Genomic DNA, 20,589 nt, shown 5'->3' with positions numbered 1-20,589 from the left:
CTGAGGGCCGGGATCCGGTCTGTACCATGCGAGCCCGAGGCTTTCATGTCGATGGATGCAGTTTTCGACCAATCGCGGGACACGTGCCGTCGGGGACATTGCCTGTCGGGTCGTAGCGATGTTATGGCGAGTACGTGGGAGGGGCAATGGCAATCGAACCAGCGACGGGGGAATTCGCATCGACGTGCCCGCGCAGGTTACTCCGAGATCTGTGATTGATCCTTCAGGATTTGTTGGTAGTCGTTGAGCCATCCGGTTGCGCGGTAGTCTCCGCGTCGGGTGAAGAGGGCCGCACCAGTGGTGCCATGTAGTCGTGTCCTAGCTCCTGCTGGTATTCCGGCTTGGCCGTTTGCTGGCGGGACTGTGTCGTAATCGGTTCCGGACCAGGTGACCAGGGTGCCAGTCGACGGATGGCTCGCGGAATATCTTCCATCAAGCTGGGTGAGTGCGTAGTCGGTGGTCCGTTCCTTGAGCAGCAGCGCGTAGTCGGACGGGTCGAGTCGGCATCCGCGGGGGCGTCCGGTTTCGGTCCAGTCCGGGTTGGTGCGGCCGTGATTGGTGGCTGCAGTCCACAGCTCTGGGACGACGTCCTCGGCGTGTGCTGCGGTGGCCATCTGTTCACACATCCACAGCAGTCGGCCCGAGCCTCGAGGGGGCTGGCAGCGCCGCCAACGGATCCGCCGACTCAGGTCGGCGGCCACAATCGCGACCCACGGGTGAACTGTGGCGAGGAATCCCTGACAACCGAGCCAGTGCAGGTAGCGGGGGGCCTCTTCGAGGACCGGTGACAGGGTGCTGTAGGGGATCCCGCCAATCACGCGGGCGTTTCGGTGAAATGCATTGGGGGAGTTAGCAATTGCGAGCATAGCTGCGCGGGCAAGATCGCCGGGGGCATAACTTGCCGTTGCGTCGTCCGGCACCGGGTGGTCGTGTCCTGGACGGTGATCGACGGATCCGCGCGCCCACTTCACCTGCAGCACTCGAGATTTGAGTGCTTCGGACACGGCGGCGTGTGCGAGTTTCGGGACGTGAGTGGCCATCATCTCGATGAGCTCGTTCTCGGCGTCATCGGCTGATTCCGGAAGGTGGATCGAGGAAAGCGCCCGGCGAAGCTCGTGACAGACAGTGGGGGAAACCATCAACCTGCCGGTCAGCAGTCCGAGCTCGGTAGGTGCCAGGCCGCCGGTGTCATCGGAAGTCCGCACGTGCTGGAGGAATGCACCCTCGAGCAGGAAACCGATAGCGTGTCGCACGGGTGTCATGTCGTGGCTGCCCTGGTGATATGCAAGGGTGTGTCTCCACCAGCGCTCGGCGTCGCGCGTCGACTGTATGCGCCCCTGAATTGCTTCGGCCAGCACATGTTCGGCCAGACTCGAATGGATTTGCGAGTTGACACGAAACCCCGACAGCAGCTTGCGCTGCCATATCGCGCGCTCGGTTTCGTTGACCAGAAGAAACGCCCAGCCTTGGCGTTCGCCGGCGCCCAGCCGCCCGGCACGCCCGAACATCTGCTGAACTGTGGCCACATCGATCGGCTTCATAGCGACTTCGGTGTCCTGCACGACCACCGCACGTGCCGGCAGGTTCACGCCCGCAGCGACGGTCGAGGTGGCGACCAGGACGTTCAATACACGTTCGCGGAAGCCCTGCTCGGCCTCCTTCTTGTGCCCCCACCCCTTGTAGTGCAGGCCAATTCGGGCGGTCTGGCAGATGGAGTAGACGGCATCAGTGTCATCGGGGTCGATGTGGAAGACATCGGCACCCCGGCTAGCCGCGATGATCAACGCCGTTCTCCTGACACTGCGTTTGCTCCCGCAGAACACCAGGACACTGCCATCGCTCTCGGACACGGCATTGACGATGGAGGCGGTTACTCGGATCTTCGCGGCCTCGGTCAAGCTCCAATCGGTGTGGTCGACCACCATCGGCAGCTGCCAGGTGAGTTGGGTAGGGCGCCAATGAACGCGGACGGTGCGTGCGTGAAGCCATGAGGCGAGCTGATCAGCGTTGGCGACCGTCGCCGACAGTCCGACGATGCGGATACGTGAACCGTCGTCTCGTACCCGGGCGAGGATCGCTTCCAGAAACGATCCCCGCGAACTGTCGCCCACCAGATGGATTTCGTCGACAACCAGGCACCCGACCTCCGCGAGTGCTTCACGCATCGATGAAGTGCGGCTCAGTGCCTCGAATTTTTCGGTGGTCGTCACCCACAGATCCGCGGATCGAATCCGCTCGGCATCGACGCGATGCTCACCGGACAATCGCTCCACCCGTAACCCTCGGCTACGCCAGCTGTCGAGCTCGCGGTTGAGTTCCTCGGTGAGCGAGCGCTGCGGCACCAGCCAGGCCGCCTTCTTGCCCTGTCCCAAGACCGTGCGCAGGACACCGACCATGCCGATCACCGTTTTCCCAGCCCCGGTCGGCGCGACCACCAGCAAGTGGTCATCGGTGCCGACGATCTGCGGGATCGCTTCGGCCTGGGCCGGATTCAATACAGGATGAGGAAGGAACCGCACCCATTGGTCAGGAAGGATCGTTTCGGCGGGAACTGGCGGCACTGACGGGGTTTCGGTACTTGTGTGCTCTTGCCACATCAGATCGAACCCGTCGCGTGCGGCCTGGGCTGCGGCACCAGTCAAGGGGCGTGGAGAGTGCGTGGCCCGGCCGTGGATGCTGACAGTGGAGGACAGACCGGCGTGCGGATCGATATTCGCGATCAGTTCCTGCTCGCGCAGATACCGCACTTCTCGATAGGGAATTCGTTGCGTGGCAAGCATTGTTCGCAGTCTTGCGAACTGTGAACCGGTCGGGATCAGCACGCGGACGTCGGTTCCGGCCGGGGCGGCCGGTAGTGCGGCGTCGGGGTCACAGATCTTCATCCACATGATCGGTGGTGAGGGGTCCGCAGGGATCGGTGCCTCATCGTCGATCGGTATCTGCGCGATCATGACCTCCATTGACGGCCTCACCCGGCAGGCCGACAATTCGGAGCCGGGTGTGACGAACCTGTGCGATGCGGCCACCTTAGCCGAGGGATACGACACACAATCCTCAGGCAGAGTGTGCTGAGCTTGGTTATCGTTGCCCCAGTGTCGCTTTCGAGCACGCAGGCAGGTCGGGCTGTGTCGGTGCTCGTTTCGGAAAGCCGACGAGCCCCGAGACGCCACATGCGGGTATGGCGAAGATTCCCCTGCAGGTCGACCACAAAATCGACGCCGAAATCTTCATTCCCTTAAGAAGACCCGAAGTGCTATCGGACGCCGTCTGGACGAGCTGCCCGACCTCGTGAGGGAGCTCTGCAAGTGTCCGCAAGTACGAGGTCGCCTAGCCCGTCGAAACCGGCCACACCGCCATTTTGTCGATGCTGACCGAGTTGGAGAGACGACGGAAGCTAGAACCTGCCCTCGGGTCCTCGCCGGTCGCGCTTAGGTCATGTCTCCCAATCAGGTTTTCGGTTTCTCGTCCGATAGGTCGTCGGGTCGGGCATCATGTTCGCCGTGGCGGCGACTGTCGGTGATCGGCATCAGGTTCTGACTGACAACCAGTGGAACTGCTCGAGCTGCTGCTACCGAAATCCGATGGCCGGGTGGGCCGCAACTTCTCCAACAATCGCCTGGTCGTGGAGGGGATGTTGTTCCGGTTGCGGACCGGGATGCCCTGGCGTGATCTGCCTGAGGTGTTCGGTCCGTGGCGAGTTATGAGCCGACTGATCACGGGATAGGTCGGTCCCGGGGCGGGCTGACTACCAAAACTTATCTGGCCACCGACGGCAACGGTCGCGGTCTGGCGGTATTGATCACCAGTGGTCAGGCTGGCGATTCGCCGATGATGCCGGCGGTGCTCGACGCGATCGCCGTACCGAGGCTGGTCGGTGGCCCGCCGCGACGCAACCCTGATCGGGTCCTGGCCGATAAGGCGTATTCCTCGGCTGCGAATCGAGAGTTGCTGCGAGGCAAGCGGATCATGGCGGTGATCCCGCAACGGTCTGATCAGGTCGCCAACCGCAAACGCCGTGGGCGTGCCGGTGGACGCCCGCCCGGGTTCGATTCGGATGCTTACAAGGGTCGCAATGTGGTCGAGCGGGCGTTCAACAAGGCCAAGCACTGGCGTGGTGTCGCAACCCGCTATGACAAGCTGGCCTGCACCTACCGGGCCGGGATCGTCATGGCCCTCACGGTCGAATGGCTCAAGCTATTGGGAGACATGACCTAGGGGCGCTATGCAGTGAGAAGGATCAAACCATCGTGCGGGAATCACCTCTGCATGCGCTCGGCTGATGGTGCGGCCTCCGCGAGGACTCCTGTTGCACCCGGATTGCAGTGAGCGTTGCCGCCGAAGACGCACACCGACAGTGAGTGATGTCGAACGGCCTACAGTCCATGTCGGCGCTGTGCTACGGGCGGACTGCGTCCGGTTCGCGGTGGGCATGCGGTGATGCGGCAGCGAGGCTGCCGCGCCGCGAGGTTCGCAGGAGACTGATACCGAGTTCGCAGCCGCGAAGGTGCACAAGAGGTTGTATCCCGGATCCAGCCGATCGACGATCGCCGCAAGCTGCGATGCTCTTCCATCCCGGCGGTCGTAGTACATCGTTCGAGCAGGGACGCTGGTGACGTTTGCTTTCGGTGATCAGGAGGTCGATCGCTCGCAACCACTGCGACCTATGGAGATGTCTCCTGCGATGCGATCGGCATGACGATGCGATCGGCATGACGATGCGATCGGCATGACATTGCCTGGCTGTACGGAGTAGCGCTCAAGGGCTAGACTGTCATCGTATCGATAGGCTAGGGGGTGTGACCGGACGCTAATTGTAAGATTGGAGTGTCAACCTTGACCGACCGCCGTGCTTCGGCAGATCCGACGCTGAGCGAAAAGATTAACTATCTGTTTGAAACGGTGCACCCCAAGGCTCGCGGGCCGTGGTCGCATCCAGAGGTACACCGCGCGACAGGTATCTCAATTGGAATGCTGTCGGAGCTACGAAACGGCAAAAAGGTGAATCCTACAATGGAGACACTGCAGAAGCTTGCTGTCTTCTTTGGCGTTGATCCGGCCTACTTCTTTAGCACACCCAAAAGTGCTGAAATTCGTGAACAACTTGAGCAAGTAAAAGGGCTTCGTGCCCTAGCAATGTCGCTGGACGCGAGCGAGGCCGAGCTCGTTATCGCTAGAATGTCTACACTCTCTTCTAATAGCTTACGTGCGCTTGCTGAGATGGTCGAAACACTCCGCGGGCTTGAGGAAAGAACCAAGAAATAAATTCAGCACCTTTGGGGGGTATTATGGTCAAATTGCGTTCTCTTTTCACGGCTCTAGCTAGGCCGAAACGCTCTAGCATCGAGAAAAAATGTGACCATATAATCACGGAGATGCAGATATCAAAGCCGTTCTCGATGGACACGTTCCTGAGCCGCGCTAGCGCAATGCTAGGACGAGAAATTGTTCCGGTACCTATGGATTTGCCACCGGACGGACCCTCTGGGGTTCTAGTTCAGACGAATTCAAGCGACTATGTCATTTTTCAGAAAAATACATCAGTCTTACATCAAGAGAATATTATTCTTCATGAGCTTTCTCACAGGTTCTGTGGACATAAGGGTGTTGCCGATATTGACATGATCAGGTCTGCCGAATTATTTCCTGACCTCGACCCAAGCGTGGTCATCAACATGCTCGGTCGCACCGCGTATTCAGATTCGCAGGAACGAGAGGCGGAACTGTTAGCATCCATTCTCCGAACCAAGATGGCTTCTTGGTCGCATACTCCAATAAGGTCCGTGCCGCCAGATCTAGCGGAGGCGGTAAGTAGGCTAGAAGGATCCCTCGGGTACCGACGCGGGGTCGTTAGTTGAACACATTTCTGTACGCTTCATGCGCGATAACGTCGCTGGTTGCGCTGCTATTCCGATTGCCCGCACTAATTCGGGGCCGTGAGTCAGGTCAATTTGCCCTTTGCGCCTACTTTGCGATCTCGGCTTCTACCTTCGGGATTTCAATTCCGGCTGTATACGAGTCGGTTACAAGGCTGTCGGGAATTCCAAATTTAGCGGGACTGTTGGCACAGTGCGGCGGAGTATCTATTGCAGTCGCCCAGCAGGCAGTAGTTCTTTCGTGGGATCATCCATGGATCCTCGCGAAGCGTAAAATATTTCGACGGTTAGCGCTTCTTGCGGCGACTTTGACCTGTATGATTACGCTGTTCACACTGTCAGAACCGCAAATGGTCGACAGCCCGCACAATTTCGCCGCCAACTCGGCAATTATCCCAACATATTCAATATACTTGCTCGTATTTCAAGGCTGCTTCATAATAGGGACGCTTGAATCTGTGCGATTGTGTTGGCGCTATTCAGTCAGAGTCGGCCCGGGCTGGCTTCGTGTAGGTCTCAGGGTTGCGATGATTGGATCGGGTCTCGGCCTTCCGTATTCGGCTGTGCGCGTATCGAGCGTCGTGATAGCGCATTCGGGTGGAGATACTTTGCGATTCGAGCCTGTCGCTCGGTTGGCCGCAGCCGGGGGGACGCTCGCGCTGCTGGTTGGGTGGACAATTCCAGCATGGGGCCCCCTTCTTTCCTCGATATGCGCACGGATTTTACGGTATAGGACGTATCGACGTATCGGACCATTGTGGCGAGCAATGTGCGATTCCGTTCCTGAAGTCGTATTAAATCCGTCTCCTCGAAATGGTATTTATGACCGAAAATTTCGGCAACTTGATTTCCGCTTGTACCGGAGGATTGTCGAGATTCGCGATGCGCGGATGGCGTTGTTGCCATATTTCGAAGCAGGGGTTGCCGAAAAAGTGAAGCGGAAGGCGCGGGACCAGGGAAAAATTGACCTTCAACTTGCAGCTGTCGTAGAGGCGGCCACGCTAGCTGTGGCGATCGAGCGAAAACGTATGCTGCACGACAGTGCCGCTCCTTCAATCGCCTTTCACACGTACCATTTTGAACAGTCGATGTATGCTGGTAACTCTCTGCAAGATGAACTCACTTGGTTGGAAATGGTCGGGATCGAGTATATTAGATCACCATTTATAGAAATTGCGCTCGACCTCGTCGATGTTAGCTCTCGCAGGCTCTCGGAGGTAATAGATTGACTCAAGAAATTTCCATATTTGACGAATCATATTTTGACGACCCTCACTTGACATTCCATCGGTTAAGAAGTAGTGCTCCCGCTCACCGCGTGCTGCTTCCAGGGGGAGGCTTTGCGTGGCTAGTGACACGCGAAATAGACGTGAGGCGTGCGCTCACTGACCGCCGACTATCGATCGATAAGGCGTCATCCAGCGGTGGGTACGCGGGCTTCTCGCTACCATCTGCCTTGGATGCCAACCTTCTAAACATTGATCCTCCAGATCATACTAGACTTCGTCGACTCGTCTCCAACGCATTTACACGAGGAAGGGCCGAGGCTCTTCGGCCAAAGATCTTCTCGGAAGCTACCCGGTTGCTAGATGGAATGCGTGGGGGTGATCGTGCAGACATGATCGGCGAGTACGCGGTTCCTCTGTCGCTGACAATTATCGGCGATCTCTTGGGTGTACCCAAGGAGGCTCGAGGCAAATTTCGTATATGGACTGAGGTGCTTATTGACCCACGTACGGATCAGGTAGAACAGGCTAAGGTTGCGGTAGTCGAGATGGAGAAGCTTTTTACAGGCCTGATCCACGCAAAGCGAGATGACCCTGCTGATGACCTTATTTCCGATATCATCTCGGAAGGTAGAGCAGCCCCGCATGGCGCAGGTGTAAGCGAAGACGAACTGGTTTCTTTGTTCTTTTTATTATTCTGGGCTGGCTATGAGAGTTCCGTTCACCAAATAGGAAATGGCATTCTGGCCCTGCTTGATAACCCCCATCAGGCCGAGTCAATAAGGGCCGGCGCTGGGATTTCAGGAGCGGCGGTTGAAGAGTTGTTGAGATATTCACATCCCAGCCAATTCGCCATCCGTCGATTTGCGGTCGAGGATCTGCTGATTGGGGGTATCCGAATTCCTTGTGGTGATACGGTGCTACTTGGGATTGCTTCGGCAAATCGAGATCCCGACCGATACCATAACCCTGAAAAACTTGACCTTAGTCGGAAGGGCAATCCGCATCTGGCCTTCGGTCATGGAATCCACTATTGTCTAGGTGCGTCACTTGCAAGAATCGAAGTTCAGGTAGCAGTGGAATCTATGCTGCGTTACTTCCCTGACCTTCAACTTGCGGTGCCAAGGAGCGATCTGCAGTGGCGTGCCTCGTTTCGAGAGCGCGGATTGAGGCACCTGCCGGTGACTTTGACCCCAGTTTGCTAGTCGTTCGACGCCTCGAATATCTTTGACTCGTAACCCTGTTCGATCGATCCCCAATCCCAATGGCAGTGAACCAGCTATCTGGGTACGGTCGGGAAGCGGCGCGCCAGGGTGTGGCCCACCGCTTATGTGGCGATGCAAAGGCTAATAATAGGTTGGAGAAGGTATGGGCAGGCGAGGTGGGCAACGCTCGGAAGGGACGATATGGGATGGCCGAACAAGCGTGGTGATCGTGCAGCACCGGATCACGGAATTGGGAAGCCCGGTGGCCGCGGCGTGTGGCCGGAGCCGACGTCAGCCGGATCATTGAAAGGTCAATTGTACCCAGAGAGGCACTCGCTCCGGCAGCAGCCCTCTAATCAGCGCTTGAAGTCTCAAAACGGTACGGCGAATGATGACGGACTGAATTATGGTTTACAGGAGGAGCGAGTGCTGCCCCCCCTTCTCGGTGGCGGAAAGGGGGGGCATGATAAAGTATGCCGCGACTCCAATACCCGGCTGGTAAAGGATACAAGTTCGATCGCGGTAGCGACTTTGATCAGCCGTATTACGGGCTTCGGCAAGCAATTGTTGTTACTCGCCGTGCTTGGTCCAGCTATCGCGTCGGGCTTCTCCGTGGCCGCGACGGTGCCCACAATGATTTCAGAACTACTGCTTGGAGCGGTGCTCACCGCGATTGTTGTTCCGACGCTGGTTCGCGCCGGAAAGGAAGATGTAGACGGCGGTGCAGCTTTTGTGCGCCGTCTAGTTACGGCAGCAATGATTATTCTGACAGCTGGAACAATTTTGGCGACCTTGTCAGCGCCGTTACTTGCGACACACGTCTTTCTTTCGCAGGATGGCAAGGTTAGCACGGATTTGACTACCGCGCTCTGCTACTTATTGTTGCCGGCTATTCTATTTTATGGAATGTCAGCGTTGCTAACCGCAATTCTCAATACGCACGAGATATTCAAGCCGGGAGCGTGGGCTCCGGTGGTTAATAATGTGGTTGTACTTGCTGTTCTTGGCTTATATGCGATAACGCCAGGTGAAATCTCGCTTAACCCGGTGCGTATGGGTGACGCTAAGCTATTGACGCTTGGCATCGGGGTGACAATCGGCGTTGTTGCACAGATTTTGATGCTTATAATTGCTGTTCGAAAAGCTGATATTGACATTCGCCCTCTTTGGGGGATCGATACTCGAATGAAGCAATTTGCTGCTATGGCAGCGGCGATAATTGTCTATGTCATGGTGAGTCAAGCTGGTTTCGTTGTCGCGACACGAGTTTCGTCGAGTCACGACGCTGCGGGGCCAGCAATCTATCAAATCGCTTGGCTACTCCTTCAGCTTCCCTATGGAGTGCTTGGTGTGACTGTCCTGACAGCAATCATGCCTCGCCTCAGTAGAAATGCCGCTGCCGAGGATACCCCCGCTGTTGTTGACGATCTTGGTACTGCGACCAAGTTGACGATGATTTCTCTGGTGCCGGTGGTTGCCTTTTTAACAATTGCGGGTCCGCAGGTTGGCGAGGCATTGCTTGGCTATGGTCGATTCGGAACGGAAGAAGCAGAACGTCTTGGCTATGCTGTGTCGTGGTCGGCTTTTACACTCATACCATACACATTGGTATTGATTCATCTGCGAGTATTCTACGCGCGTGAGCAGGCTTGGATGCCGACATGGATTGTGCTCGGTATCACGGCAACTAAGATTGTACTCTCATTGTTGGTTCCAGTTGTTCTCTCGGACAATCTAGTCGTTATTGGGCTTGGCGTGGCTAATGGTGTTGGCTACATCGGTGGCGCTGTAATCGGCGGATGGCTGCTGCAGCGTAGCCTTGGTAGATTGCGTATGAGCAATGTCGGGCGGACGATTTCCCGAGTCGTTGCGTCCTCGGTTGCTGGGACCAGTGTGATGGTGCTCGTAGAGGTCGTACTTGCGCTGCACCGTCTCTCTGATTCATTTGGTGGCGTTGGCTCGTTGGGTCGAGTTGCGATTGATGCTGTCGTTATGTTCGGAGTAACGTTTCTGGTGATGTGGCTGCTGGGTATTGCCGAAATTCATGCGATTACAGTAGCCGTTGCGCGCCGATTTGGTTGGATTCCGCCAGCGCCGAGCTTGGAGGCTAGCGCGGCCGCAGACGAGACCGTGATTCTCCCCAAGGTTGATAGCCGGTATTTGGAGCCATATTACTATAGGTTCGACCAAAATCTTGATACGCAGACTATGGTTCTGCCGGTAATTCGTCCTGGTTCTAGGATTGGAAAGAGCGATGGGGTACTTCAAGGTAGAGAAGGCGCTGAGCAGATAGGCATTTACGTTGATCAGGATTCTGCGGGTGGTCGTACTGAACATGCGAGTTCATCCATGTTGTCCCGTCCTCGTGACGTCTCGCTTTCGAAGAGATCCGTACGTCCCCCGGAATTGCTCCCAGGCGCTTTCGTGGCGGAAGGCCGGTATCGACTATTGTCCGGGCATGGTGGATCGGGCGGACTGAAATTCTGGCATGCTCTGGATGTGAGACTCCACCGTGAGGTCGCGCTTACTTTTGTTGACTCGAAACTGGACGCAACCGAAAACATGGGAAGTGATGGACCTCAAGCGATTCTTTCCCGTACGTTGCGACTGGGCCGATTGAATACTATAGGTCTCGCTCGAATTTTGGACGTAATACGTGGTTCTTCCGGCGGAATTGTGGTTGCGGAGTGGACGCCTGGTAGTTCGCTTAGGGATCTCGCCAGGGAGGGTTCGGCTTCGTTAGCGGCCGACCAAGTGGCGGTAACCTTGGCTGCGGCGGCTGATATGGCTCACCGGTTCGGATTGTCATTGTCTATTGATCATCCAGACCGTGTTCGTATTACTGACGCAGGCCATGCAGTTTTGGCCTTTCCGGGAACGTTCGCCTATGCAAACAGCAAGTCGGATCTATGGGGGGTCGGTGCTATAGTCTTCGCGCTCGCAACTGAACATTGGCCATATCACGCAGAGAATCACCAGCCCAAGGCTACGATTGGAGGACTGCCAGTCCGCAAGTTAAAGACGGACGGAACTTCTCCAGATTCTGCCTCAATTGAACCCGAGGCACCAGCTGCGGCTATGCGGTTAGCAATTCGGTTGCTGGCGGCCAGCGGAGCGGAGAGCCATATGACATCGATTCAGGATTTGTGGGGGGAGGCGGGCGCAAGTCAAAATTCGGATCTTCTCCCAGTCGTGCCGAATCGCCAGCAGACGCGGCGTGATCGCTTCAGGGCTCATTAATTCTTCCCGTGTCATAGGTAGTAGGTTTTCTTTGCGGTGCTTGTGGATCGGGGTTGATTGCTTGTGCCAGTAGGTCTTGCCGCCTGTGCGATTTCGTGGTTATTGGTCTAGCGGGGATATGCGACGAGCCGCATGTTGTCGGCACAAAAATAGAATATCCGTGTCCCTGTAAAGACCGGCGGAGCCGATGACACTCGGAGCATCTGTCACCAGGGAGTGAGCGGTGGCGTCGTCCGGCGACCCGGCCGCGCCGCCGATCAGGGCGGCGTCGCCCCAGGACGCGGTCGTGAACTCCCGCGAGGCCGCTCACTGCGCTGATGTGACGCCTCATCATCGAAGTGATTGTCGGTCAGGGGAAACGTCAGCGTTACTGTCGGTCTGCGGTGGGCCGGGTGGGCATCAGCCCGCGAATTATGCTGCCGGGGGCGCGCCATCCGAGCCAGTAAGCGGACGCCAAGCAGTCCTGCCTTGATTGCGTCTGAGCCGGTTGATGGTCGCCGAGACGAGTCGCTGTGTGAACCTTTTCCGGCAAATACGCCGAGATTGGTGACAAGGTCCGCCGTGCCGACGTCATGGTGTGCCGCGACTGCCAGGGCAAGGCCGGCCTCTAGGCCTGCAGCGCTGTCTGCGGTGCAGCAAACCTGTGTATCTGCGTGCAGACGCTGGCTTGTGCTGTCTTTTGTTTGAAGCCACGCGCTTCGAAGAATCTCGCTCGCGCCTGCGTTTCCGTTCGCGAACTGCGTCGCCATTTCAGTCGTGCATGCGCTCGCGGTGGTGGCAGCGTCATCCGGACAACAACGCGATCGTGGTCGATAGCCGACGAAACTCGACTGACTGAAGAATCCGTCGAGAATTGGGGACGCATCGACCAGTGCTCGGAGCGTGTCGTGCGCGCAGCGCCTCGGCCGCATGTTGCAGGCAATCACCTCATCGCGCGACCGGCAAGCCGCCGGACTGGCTGCCGCGCCTGATCGCCTGTCTCGCAGCCGCCGATTCGTCCGGCCTCGCGTGTGTTGCGATCACCAAGCTGGGGCGGCTGCTCAAGGACGAATACCCCAATCATCCGCAGCCCCTGCTCGATCTAGGTGTATGAGGCCATGACGTTGGTGACGCCTGCGCGGAGGCGGCTGGCTGGTGGCCGGTTCCCGGCAGCCGAATGTGGTCGATGGTAGTTGTAGTGGATGTTCCAGACGCCGAGCGCGTGAGCCCGTTGGTGTTCGGACGTCCACTCACGGGCGTAGAGGAACTCCTCGGCCAGAATCCGGTTGTAGCGCTCGACCTTCCCGTTGTGACGCGGTGTGTATGGCCTGATGCGTTGGTGGCGAGCAACGCGCACCGCCTTGGCGAAATCGGCAGCGGGGTAGCAGGATCCGTTGTCGGTCACGATCCGCTCGAGGAAGACGATGCCATGAGCACCGAAGAACGCTCGTGCCCGATCCATGAATCCTATTGCTGTTATGGCTGTTTCGTTGTCCAAAGCCTCGGTGTAGGCCAGCCGTGAGAAGCCGTCAACTGCGGAGTGCAGGTAGACGTAGCCGGTTTTGGCGCCACGCTTTTTGGTGGATGCGGCGAGTTTGGCCTTGGCGGAGCCGCGGCCGAGGGCTCGCCAGCCACTACCGTCGGGATTGCGCCTGACCTTCTTCACATCGACATGGACCATTTGCCCAGGCCACTGGGCCACGACCTGGCGTGGTGGGCGAATGTTCTCACCGGTCGGGTCGATGAACCGGCGTCGGTTCAGGACAAGGTTCTGCAACTGCCTGGTCACGGTCCTGACCGCGATATCGACACTGTCGCAACATAGTTCGTGCGATATTCGTCTGGCCGACCATTTCTTGTTCCGGCGCATCTTCTCGATCCGGTTGGTCACCTCGGCTGATGTGGCCTGCGGTTGATGATGCGGCGTGCTGGAACGGTCGGCCAGGCCCAACTCGCCGAACCGGCGGTGTCGGTTGACCCATTTCGAGGCGCATTGAGGTGAAATGCCCATCTCGGCAGCGACGTGAGCGATCGGAAGAGTCTGGCAGCGCTGCAACAAGTGGCGACGGCCTTCGATGGACAGTGCGGCGTTACGGTGGGTCATGGACGGGTCTTCCCGGTCGATCGGCCGGAGGATGTGGTGTTTTCCATCCTGGCGCCGGGAGGCCCGTCCCCTCAGCTCACCCCTGCCCGGGCGTAAACAACCTCATGACCCACAAACATCTAGGTTGCCGTTCAGGCCGTTCGATGGGTACCTGGCTAGCTCGATGCAGGACCACTGCACCGAGCATAGCTTGGCGGATGTCGACCGACCAGAACGAGCGACTCACAGCCGGGCGCCGGCAACGCCGGATTGACGCGGCGTCTGAGCCTCGGCGACCGGTTGTCGCGGGGGTGGCTGGTTTTATGGTCACCGCCAGGGCCCTGAGCTCCCGCGTTGGAACCCTACCGCGCAGCGACCTGACCGGCGGAGGTGCTGGAGGCCAGCCGAGACTTCACCTCGTTCCTGAATAGTCAACGCGAGAAACGGGACTGGTCGACCTTCGGTATCGGTGACATCGAAGGCTTCCTCGTGCCCAGACGAGATTGCACCAGAGAAGACTCACCGTGCTGTGCCAGTCTTCCGCTTCGCGCGCAGCCGGCTGCTGGCGCTCATCGACCCGACGAAAAGTCTTGGCAGGAAGGAGCCAATGGGTCTAGCGGCAGGAGCACGACCCCTCGAACAACAACGATCGTTGGTCCTGCGAGGGACGTGGTGCATGCGCACAAAGTCTTGGTGGCAATCTTCGCCCTGCTGTAAGGCGTTTCCAGCCGTGACGTCCGACTGTGATGGCGCTAGCTGAAAATCCCCACACTTGGTAGCTGAAATTCCCCAGGCGGTGGCCTGTCCTGTTGGTGTCCGGCGCATTCGGTATGCCGGTTGCTGAGCCGTAACTCATGCTCGCTCGCGGAGGTGTTCGCGAGGGTCATCGAGAAAGGCTCTGGATGCTGTCGCTGGAGGGTGATGTGGAAGTACACGCTCTGCATGAGCAGGGGTGGTCGATCTCGGCGATCGCCCGCCACCTCAAGCTGGACCGCAAGACCGTTCGTGCCTACCTCAACGGTGACCGGGCCCCGGGCCAGCGGGCCCGGTCGGCGCCGTTGCTGATCGAGCCGTTCGTCGACTACTGCCGGATCAGGTTGGCCGACGATCCGCACTTGTGGGCGTCGACGTTGTTCGACGAGATTGTCGAGCTGGGGTTCGCCGGGTCGTATCCGTCGTTGACGACCGCGATCCGGAAGCTGGAACTGCGCCCGCACTGCGAGCCCTGCCATGCAGCCAAGGGCCGCGACGTCGCGATCATCGCCCACCCACCGGGTGAGGAAACGCAATGGGACTGGGTCGAATTGCCCGATCCGCCGGCCGATTGGGGCGTGGGACGAAACGCGCATCTGCTGGTCGGAGCGTTGGCGCATTCGAGCCGCTGGCGCGGGGTCCTGGCCCCGGCCGAGGACTTCGCGCACCTGGTCGCGGCGATGGACCAGGTGGTACTCCGGTTAGGCGGGGTGACACGACGCTGGCGCTTCGACCGCATGGCCACGGTCTGCTCACCGGAATCCGGGCGGATCACCCCGGCATTCTCCGGGGTCGCCAAGCACTACGGCGTCGGGGTCGACATCTGCCCGCCGCGGCACGGCAACCGCAAAGGCGTCGTCGAGAAGTCCAATCACGCTGCCGCGCAACGCTGGTGGCGCACCATCGCCGACGAAGCCACCGTCGCCGCCGCGCAGGCTTCACTCGACCGGCTCTGTCTTCGGCTGGACGGGCGACGGCGCGTCCGCGACGGACAGCCCACGACAGTCGGTGAACTCGCCGAAGCCGAACCCCTGCACCCGACACCGCCCTCCGCCTATCCGGCCGAGATCCGCGAACCACGCAAGGTCACAGCACAGGGACTGGTCTCCTGGCGAGGCAACGAATACTCGGTCCCCCCAGTGCTGCACGGGGCAGTGGTCACGGTCATCCACCGGCTCGGCTCCGAGACGATTTCGCTGGGCACCGAATCCGGCGCGATCGTCGCCACCCACCGGCGCGCACCCGACGGCGCCGGGCGCGTCGTTCGCGACGAGGGCCATGTCCTCGCGTTGGAACGGTCGGTGCTCGCGACGTTCGACGCGAGCAAGCCCTGCACCCACAAGACCCGCGGGCCGCTGACCGCGGCCGCGTTGGCCGAGTCCGCGCGGTTGCGCGGTCACTCGGGTTCACCCGATCCCGCTCAGAAGGTGGTGATCGATCTGTCGGTCTATGCGGCCACCGCCGCAGCTTTCCCACGCTCCACACCATGATCCGCTCGAACAACAGTGAAGGAAGATCATCCGTTGGAAAGACGATCCCGCAGATGAGCGAAGCACGCCGCTATCAGCAGCTGCGCGCCCACCTGTCCTACCTCAAACTCGGCGACGCCGCCGAAGCACTGCCTCGCATCCTCGACGCCGCCCGGCCGAAAAACCTTTCTCTCACAGCAGCATTGGTACGGCTACTCGAGATCGAGGTCAACGCGACCGAGCCACGAAGGTTGACCTCACGGTTGAGGTTCGCCTGCCTGCCCGAGCCCTGGACGCTCAACGATTTCGACTTCTCCGCACAGCCGGGTGTCGACGAGAAACTGATCCGGGACCTGGCCAGTTTGCGGTTCCTCGACGACGCGGCGAACGTGTTGTTTGTCGGGCCGCCCGGAGTCGGCAAGACCATGCTGACCGTCGCGTTGGCGCGAGGCGCGGTCGAGGCCGGTCACCGCGTTTACTTCACCACCGCCGCCGAGCTGGCCGCGAAATGCCACAAGGCCGCGTTGGAGGGCCGTTGGCACACCTGCATGCGGTTCTTCGCCGGCCCGAAGCTGCTCGTCATCGACGAGCTCGGCTATCTTCCACTCCCCGGCGACGGGGCCTTGGCGTTGTTCCAGGTGATCAATCAACGCTATCTGAAATCGAGCACGATTCTGACGACAAACGTCGGGATCGCTGACTGGGCACCAGCTTTCGGGGATGCGACCGTCGCTGCGGCCATGCTGGATCGGCTCTTGCATCGGGCCACGGTTGTCGGGATCGACGGGCCGAGTTATCGGTTGCGTCACCACCGCGAGTCTGCGGAGAACCTGCGAAAGGCGGTTAACGCCCGTGTCTCCTGACCAGCAACCTCAACCCGTCCCAGCCGCGGCGACACGCGTCTGCCAGATCTGCTGGCTCGAATTCATCCCCACTCGCAGCAATAGGATCTACTGCTCGATCCGCTGCAAGAACACCGCCGCCCGACGCCGCAACACCGCCACCGAGACTCCCGCCGAAACCTCCCGCCCGGACCCGGGTCCCACGCCGCAGCCAGCCGCCACCCGCGACTGCCCTCACTGCGGCGAACCGATCACCATCGTCGCGCTGCTCACGACGCCGGAAGCAGCCCGGCCCAGCATCCCCACAGACAACCGAATCGTCCCACTACATCGCGCCGCCTGATAGCCTCAAATCCTGCTCCGCCTGGGGAATTTCGGCGAGCAAGTCTGGGGACTTTTCTCAAGCGCCATCAACTGCTGGTCTGTGACGACGCCGATCCGATCCTGCTGACCATCCGGCTCGGTGGGCGGCCTCGCATCCAGCCCGGATAGACCCGGCCAGTTGGGCGATCCTGCGGCATTGCCTGCATCGTGCTTCATTGCGGACCGCCGCTCCTCTCGTCATAGCCGCCAAAGGGGGCCAAGGGCGCAAGTTGCCTGAGGCGGTCGCCATCTCAGTCACGTTCTCGGCGGCTGCGGCGTGCGTCCGCAGATTATCCGCAGCACCCGACTGATTGACTTGGTCATCCCATGGACCACACCAGGCTCGTTCGGCGGCCTTCGGTACGACCGCTGAGGCGACCGTGATCTAACTGGCCGCTTCGTCGACCTACCCCGACTGTCTATGTGCGGTTGCAAGCCGCGTGATGTAGTTGCTGGCGGTGTCGGACAACGTTGACTGGCCGCCGCTGTCGGCTGCCTCTGACTCCGAGCCCGATTGCTAGGTGCCTCTTGCTGATTCGGGGCGGACACCGAGCAAGATCACGTTCTCGGCCTTGGGAACGAAAGTTCTTGTTACCAAGTGCGCCAATGTATCCCGCCCGGGTCAGGTACGCGAGCGTCGAGGGCAACCCGTCGGGCGGTTTCGCCGTCATAGTGGTTGTCACCCGTGCTTCGATTCTGTGGTCGGAATAGTGAAATCGACGCCGAACATAGCGGCGTCATCCGGCGCGAGCAGCGTAGCCGGACGACCATCGGGATGTCTGTGTGCGTCGACGATCCTCGGCGCACCCCTGCTCGCACCGTCGCAGCGGTCGTGGTGTCGGCAGGGTCGGTGAGTATGCCTTGCACGGCTAAGACGCGGAAAGCGACGAGCTGCCCGTCGGCCTGGTGATGTGGCCGCCGACTCTGTCTGAGCGTTGGCCGCGGCCACAGTGAAGGGCGGCGGTAGATCGTTCGCAACGTGGGCGAGGGTACGCGTTCGTCCGGCCGTCCCCGACGGCGGGTCGCCTCGGCGGCGTCGCCAAGGCGACCCGCGAAACGATCGTGCTCCTGGAAGCCGCCGGATTTGGCGGTCGGATCTGCCGACGGTTTCCACGAGTCCCCCCCCGCGGAGCTGCTTCCCGGCGTCTACGGAAGTGGGATGGGCTGTGGCCAAGGCCAAGGCCAAGGCCAAGGCCGTGAGCTTGGTTGGCTCTCGTGTTGACAGGTACATGATGTTGTGTGAGACTTCTTTTCACTATCGTTATAGTGATAGGCCAGCGGGACGGCACTTTTCGAGGTGCGAAAGGGGGTTTAAGCGTCGCGTGTCTCGTGAGGCTTAGACGGGTGGTAGAGATAAAGGATCGGTGCAGTATGGCTCGATAATTTGGTTGATGTCCCGAACGGTGCGGTTCGAATTCTGCGAACTTTGTCTGTGGTTCAAGAAGTCGGGCCGAGTATTGAGATATGCATCTGGCGACCGTGTGATCATGCTTACCGCAGTCGAATGAAACTTGTACCCGCAGATTCTCCAATCTGTCTGGCTGGCTACGCAGTCAATGTAAATATATCCTTGGTCAGTGCCGACTAGGGTAAGTTTGGTAGTGCAGCGAATGGCCACCCCAGAAGTCCCGGGTAGGGCCGCTGGCTGATTGCCCGGACATGCTTCGCTACCTCTCTGTTATGTTCCCATAGGCGATCCGAGCGCCTCGACCTTGAAAAGATGCGGTGATGAGCGGGAATCCTTTCGATCAGCAAGATGGTAAGTTCTTCGTGCTAGTTAATAACGATGGGCAGAACTCAATATGGCCAACGTTTGCTGAAGTTCCTCACGGTTGGCGAATAGTGTTCGAAGAAAACTCCCGAGATGCATGTTTGGAGTATGTGGAGGCCAATTAGGTGGCATCCGCATGCGATGTCTTTGACGACTTCGGACTACGACACAGGAAATCCTTCTTGTCGAGGAATGGGAAGGCTGTTTTCGAAGTCTATAGATCTTTGTTTGCACGTCCATCCGGCCGAACCTCCGGTCAGATGGCTTGCGATCGGGGCGGGAACTGGTTGACGATCAGTTGAAGCCGCTGGGTCAAGTAGTTCGCGGGTGCGCATGTCCATTCTGCTATTCGCGCGCCTTTCGAAGGCTAAACCGGGAGAGTTGCAATATGTCTGCGAGTGGATTCAGAAAACTCACATTTGCTCAGGAGGATCTGTGGCTTGCGCGTCATCTGGAGCCAGAGACGCCGCAGAATATTGTGCTATATATCGATCTGGCCGACGTAAATATTGCGCTTATGAAAGATTCTGTACGTCGCGCTTTGAGTGAGACCGAAACCCTTCGCATTTGCTTTGTTGACACTAGCGGTGAACAAGGGTTCTCTGTGCGAGAGCTTGGTAGTTGGGAGCCATTGTATCTTGACTTTTCTGGCACGCCGAACCCTGTAAATGAGTCCGAAGACTTTATTGTAGGGGAGCTGGTCGAAAAATATTTCTCGATGGACGGCCGTCTGTTCGAGATTGCTTTGATCAGGATCTCCGAGGTAAAGGTCCGTTTCGTGGCGTGCTTTCAACATTCTATTGTTGACGCAGTGGGCTCTGTGCTTTGGATTCAGCGGGTTTTCAGCATCTACAATGCGCTATCTAGCGGACGTGACGTACCGTCATCAGGGTTCGCTGGTGTTGATGAACTATCTGAGCACGACAACCTCTATCGCCTTGATCGCCTGACCGCGGATCGTGACTTTTGGCGGAGTCGTATTGTAGATTACATCCCGTCGTTGGCTATTCCTGGCCATCGGGGGAGCGGCGTGCCAGGACGGCGCAGGGTACATAAACGACTTCAGGGAGAGCTGCTTGAGAGCATTGGGCTCGCCGCCCGAGGGTCAGAAGTCCCGCTATCTCGGTATCTCGTGGCGATCATTGCCGCCAGTTTGAGACGCTATACGTACGGCGACAAATACTATGTCACGATGCCGATGTCAAACCGTGATGGCGCGATGCGGCGCACCCCCACGCAGCTGGCAAGTGTTGTTCCGATGCTGATTGATGCGAGTCCGCATCTTTCCTTCGATCATTTTGTTAGGAAAGTTAACGAAGAACTCAAAGCGATTGCCGAGCATTCCCGCTTTGGCGTCCAGAGTGTTATTAGAGATTTAAAGTCCACTAAGCGCTATCCGGACCTACTGGGGCCATCGATTAACGTGGTTCCGCTCGTTGGCTCAGTCGGGTTCAACGGTGCTTCTGTAAATCTGCAGGCAGCTTCAGTGGGCGCCAGTGACAGCTTTTCGATTAATATCTACTATTCTGGAATAGGTGGCGGCGGTGGTGGTGAAATTGAAGTAGAAGGCGACGGCCGGTATTATTCCGAGTCGGACATCGTTACATTTATAGAACATTGCATGTCGTTCATGCGTCAAGTGTCAAACTGGGGTCGTATAGAGTCCCAAATTCCTTCCTTAATGGATCTATCGGCGATCGAGTTGCTGGACGAGGTCGAGTCCGGGCAGCTGGATGTGTTGGGTAACCGGGGTGTGCTGGGTGAGACGGGTGTCGGGGTATCGAT

Annotated in this window: 10 protein-coding genes and 2 pseudogenes; 10 read left to right on the top strand and 2 right to left on the bottom strand. The window is 58.8% G+C overall.

Annotated elements, in window-relative coordinates; all coding sequences use genetic code 11:
* Nucleotides 1-197: 197 nt before the first annotated feature.
* Nucleotides 198-2,960, bottom strand: a complete 2,763-nt coding sequence (locus tag ACFULV_RS14945; RefSeq protein WP_378656761.1) for a DEAD/DEAH box helicase — start codon at nt 2,958-2,960, stop codon at nt 198-200.
* Nucleotides 2,961-3,547: 587 nt separating this feature from the next.
* On the opposite strand from ACFULV_RS14945, the pseudogene ACFULV_RS14940 reads away from it, so the two are divergent.
* The 5 genes and pseudogenes from ACFULV_RS14940 to ACFULV_RS14920 all read left to right on the top strand — a co-directional run bounded on the left by ACFULV_RS14940 (nt 3,548) and on the right by ACFULV_RS14920 (nt 11,544).
* A pseudogene (locus tag ACFULV_RS14940) lies at nt 3,548-4,215 on the top strand (IS5 family transposase).
* 618 nt (nt 4,216-4,833) lie between these two features.
* Nucleotides 4,834-5,262, top strand: a complete 429-nt coding sequence (locus ACFULV_RS14935) for a helix-turn-helix domain-containing protein (protein ID WP_378656758.1) — start codon at nt 4,834-4,836, stop codon at nt 5,260-5,262.
* A 589-nt stretch (nt 5,263-5,851) separates the two neighbouring features.
* The gene (locus ACFULV_RS14930; protein ID WP_378656756.1) at nt 5,852-7,102 is read left to right on the top strand and encodes an MAB_1171c family putative transporter; all 1,251 of its coding nucleotides are present in this window, start codon (nt 5,852-5,854) and stop codon (nt 7,100-7,102) included.
* Nucleotides 7,103-7,491: 389 nt separating this feature from the next.
* Complete coding sequence (locus ACFULV_RS14925; protein WP_378656753.1) at nt 7,492-8,304, top strand: cytochrome P450; 813 nt, start codon at nt 7,492-7,494, stop codon at nt 8,302-8,304.
* Nucleotides 8,305-8,667: 363 nt separating this feature from the next.
* Complete coding sequence (locus ACFULV_RS14920; protein ID WP_378656750.1) at nt 8,668-11,544, top strand: murein biosynthesis integral membrane protein MurJ; 2,877 nt, start codon at nt 8,668-8,670, stop codon at nt 11,542-11,544.
* A gap of 1,081 nt (nt 11,545-12,625) precedes the next feature.
* Here ACFULV_RS14920 and ACFULV_RS14915 read toward each other — a convergent pair.
* Nucleotides 12,626-13,627 (bottom strand): IS481 family transposase, encoded by a 1,002-nt coding sequence (locus ACFULV_RS14915; RefSeq protein ID WP_378656748.1) that lies wholly within the window; start codon nt 13,625-13,627, stop codon nt 12,626-12,628.
* 881 nt (nt 13,628-14,508) lie between these two features.
* Here ACFULV_RS14915 and ACFULV_RS14910 point away from each other — a divergent pair.
* From ACFULV_RS14910 to ACFULV_RS14890, 5 genes and pseudogenes are all read left to right on the top strand, one after another.
* Nucleotides 14,509-15,849 (top strand): transposase, encoded by a 1,341-nt coding sequence (locus ACFULV_RS14910; protein WP_378656746.1) that lies wholly within the window; start codon nt 14,509-14,511, stop codon nt 15,847-15,849.
* Complete coding sequence (gene istB, locus ACFULV_RS14905; protein ID WP_378656743.1) at nt 15,846-16,691, top strand: IS21-like element helper ATPase IstB; 846 nt, start codon at nt 15,846-15,848, stop codon at nt 16,689-16,691. The genes ACFULV_RS14910 and istB overlap by 4 nt, the downstream gene beginning before the upstream one ends.
* 1,335 nt (nt 16,692-18,026) lie before the next feature.
* A pseudogene (locus ACFULV_RS14900) lies at nt 18,027-18,119 on the top strand (hypothetical protein); the annotation flags it as partial.
* A gap of 642 nt (nt 18,120-18,761) precedes the next feature.
* Nucleotides 18,762-18,929 (top strand): MbtH family protein, encoded by a 168-nt coding sequence (locus ACFULV_RS14895; RefSeq protein ID WP_378656740.1) that lies wholly within the window; start codon nt 18,762-18,764, stop codon nt 18,927-18,929.
* Nucleotides 18,930-19,192: 263 nt separating this feature from the next.
* The coding region (locus ACFULV_RS14890; protein WP_378656738.1) for a condensation domain-containing protein at nt 19,193-20,589 on the top strand (1,397 nt) is incomplete at its 3' end.

The sequence above is a fragment of the Nocardia sp. NPDC057272 genome, from assembly GCF_042668615.1.
Classification (GTDB): domain Bacteria; phylum Actinomycetota; class Actinomycetes; order Mycobacteriales; family Mycobacteriaceae; genus Nocardia.
Note: the sequence above shows the minus strand (reverse complement) of the source record. Positions and strands in the feature narration are given on the sequence as shown.